Source organism: Streptomyces sp. NPDC029956 (assembly GCF_055574655.1).
Window position 1 is genome coordinate 25,582 of record NZ_JBVHZJ010000085.1, and the last position, 3,006, is coordinate 28,587.

General features: G+C 67.7%; 2 protein-coding genes. Both read left to right on the top strand.

Translation table 11 applies throughout. The annotated features are described in order from the left end of the window. Positions 1–622: 622 nt before the first annotated feature. Positions 623–1,870 (top strand): helix-turn-helix domain-containing protein, encoded by a 1,248-nt coding sequence (locus tag ACZ4XX_RS37885; protein ID WP_468512359.1) that lies wholly within the window; start codon positions 623–625, stop codon positions 1,868–1,870. A 155-nt stretch (positions 1,871–2,025) separates the two neighbouring features. Then, entirely contained in the window at positions 2,026–2,361 is a 336-nt protein-coding gene (locus ACZ4XX_RS37890; RefSeq protein ID WP_468512360.1) for a hypothetical protein, read from the top strand. Positions 2,362–3,006: the final 645 nt, after the last annotated feature.

A 3,006-nucleotide genomic window follows, 5' to 3' on the forward strand; every position in this document is an offset into this window, starting at 1 on the left:
CGAGGAGGCGGCAAAAGAAGCGCCCCTGATTGCGACCCCTTTTGTGATGTTTAGGCAGGTGGGGGGGCTGTTGGGGTTTTCTTTATTGGACCAGGGCGGCCCGTGGACGCGGGCCGCGCGCGCTCCGGCCCCTCGGGGCCGCCGCCCGCTCCTGTCTCCGCCCCGCTTGCCAGCTTCCCCGCTGGTCCGGGCGCGCAACACCATCAGCAGGCACTGTTCTGGGGCTCTGCCCCAGGCCCCGGCCCTCTCTCCGAGGGGGAGGAGGCCGAATTCAAGTGCGGCTCCGCCGTGGTGATGGGTGGTCGGGTCGCGGGAGGGTGCCCTCGTCGCCCGGTCACCGGAGGCGTACCAGGAACCCCCGGGGGCCGCCAAGGCCAAGCGCAAGCGTCACGCGGTGAGCCTTGGCGGCCCCCGGAGAACCCTGGTACGGCAAAGCTGCCCGACCGACGAGGGACCCCTCCCGCTCAGGCCCCGATTCTGCTGGCGCCCCGGCCCTGCATGGGTCGGGCCACCTGCTCGGCACCAAGTCGGTGGTGGGTCACCGCTTCGGGCGGGTATCTGCCGGATAGCCCTCGGTTGACTCGTCGGACCGGCGTACCGTGGCGCTGGAGGTGGTCAGCTGATGACTATGGAACTGGCGGACAACGTCCGTAAGTACCGGCGTCGGGCCGGGATGAGCCAGGAAGAACTGGCCCACGCCGCAGGCGTCTCGCCGGGGACCGTCCGGAAGGTCGAGCAGGGCGGCACGGTCCGCATGGAAACCCTTCACGCCCTGGCCCGCGCGCTGAGGGTGACCACCGGCGCGCTGATGGCGTCCGATGCCCCCGAACCCGTCGGCCGAGCAGAGGAGCCGAACCGGGTCAACCTGATTCAGCTTCGCGCCGTACTCACCCCGGCTGTCGGGCTCGTGGACCAGGACGCCGAGGTGGTGGGCGAGGAGCCGAACCTGCGTGCCTTCAGCCGGACGGTGGGAGACGCGCGGGTCCTGTACTTCTCCGACAGCTACAAGAGCGTCGCGTCCCAACTGCCGGAACTGCTGCGCGATGCTGCGAAGGCCGTTGCCTACTACGACAGTGGAGACGAGCACCGGCAGGCCCTACTGGCCCGCGCCGAGGCGCTGCGGCTGGCCGGCACTTACCTCACCCAGGTCCGGCAGTACGACATCGCCTACACCGCCCTGGCGGGCGCGATCACGGATGCCCGGCGGGCCGGGGACATGCTCGCGGCAGGCTCCGGAGTCGGCGGTATGTGCTGGCTGCTGGTGCGGCAGGGCCGGCTGCACGAGGCGGAGCGGATCGCGGCCCAGAGCATGGACGCGGTGGAACCGAAGATCACTGGGGCCGAGCCGGACCATTACGCGGTGTGGGGCGGGTTGGCGATGGAGGCCGCAGCCGCGGCCGCCCGCAACAACCGTCCGGATGCGGCCAAGGAATACCGGAAGGCAGCCCGCGTGGCGGCAGCCGCCGTTGGTACCTCGCACCGCAACGTCTCCCGGCACTGGTCCGTCTTCGGGCCGGTCACCGCCGCGATGAAGGCCCTCGAAGACTCAATGGTCGTAGGGGACGCGCGCGCCGTGGTGCGCAAGGCAGGAGAGCAAGAGGAGTTGTCGCCGAAGGCGTGGAAGCGCTTGGGCAGGCCCAGCACGAACGACGGGAACCGCTTCACCCTCGACGTGGCGCGCGCCCACACACGGACCGGGGACCTGTCGGCCGCCATGGACGAGCTGACCCGCGCCCGGGAAGCCGCCCCGGAGTGGATGCGGCACCAGAACATGGCCGCCGAGACCATGCAGGAGATCCTGGGCAAGCGCAAGCGCACCCTCACAACGGAGATGCGCGAGATGGCCGACTACCTGGGCGTCGTCGGATAGCTACCACGCAACGCGATACTTCTGGCACGCTCCGTCGCCAACTAGCCTGCCTCACCGATGGAGTGACGGACAGTAGCCCCCTACGGTCGCCGTATTCCATTCGGCTACCCAGGTGGGGGTGCACGGTGAGCACATCCAGGACCGACGCGGACCGCATGCGCCGCAGAGAGCTGCACGACGCAGCAGCAGGCGTGACCGGCCCTCGCTTACTGCCATGGACGACACCGGACGGGAACCCCTGCTACCTCAGCACCGACGGCAGGGGCTACCTCTCCTCCCTCGCCGACAGCATCGAAGAAGTACAACTCGACATGGGCGAGGAACTCCCGGAGTACGCCCGCAAGGTCGTCGCCCCCGGAGCCAAGATGCTCTCGGTCGTCGAATACCGGTGGCTCGCCTGCCGGCTGACCGAAGCCCTGACCGACGCACTCCGGGTCGCCGAGTCACGCGGCGACCGCATCCCCGCCCCGCCCGAGAACCCCGGCTCCTGACGGCAGTAGCGACGGCAACAAGCACGGATTCAGGCGCACAACCACGGACTCCGGCGGACCCCGAAACCCCTCTCCACCTGCATAAAGGCAGCTGAGGGAGGGGCTGCCAGCACACGTACTATGTGCTGGCTGGGGCTACGCCGGTACTCGTTCACAACTGTAATACCGGTCTTTCGGACCTGCCGATCCACGAGAGGCCGACGCGCTTTTTCGCAAAGGCGGGCGAGATGGTGGATCGCATCGCCGGAAATCCAACGACACGCGAGCAGATGTACGGCAGCGCCGACGCGGGCCATGGCGGGGTAACCTCCCTCTCCAATGAGGATCTCATTCGCTTTGGTGGGCCGAATGGGCGAGAGCCAATAACCGGCTTCAGGGACTTCGCCCCAGGGGACGATATAAACCTGCCGGGATCTCGATTGCACATCGCCGACGGGAACAATCGGACGGCCGAGATAGCGAATCGAGTTCTTTCTGGGGATATGCATCCAGACACCCTAATCGAGATGATGATTGGAGGGCACTAGTGAAAGTGTGGGCTGTCCGTCTAAGACCGTGTCCTATGTGGTGAGGCGGTCGTTGAGACCGTCATGGGGCGGGGTACGTGGAGTTGGATTGTTCCGGACGGGCTGTGGAAGATCGCGG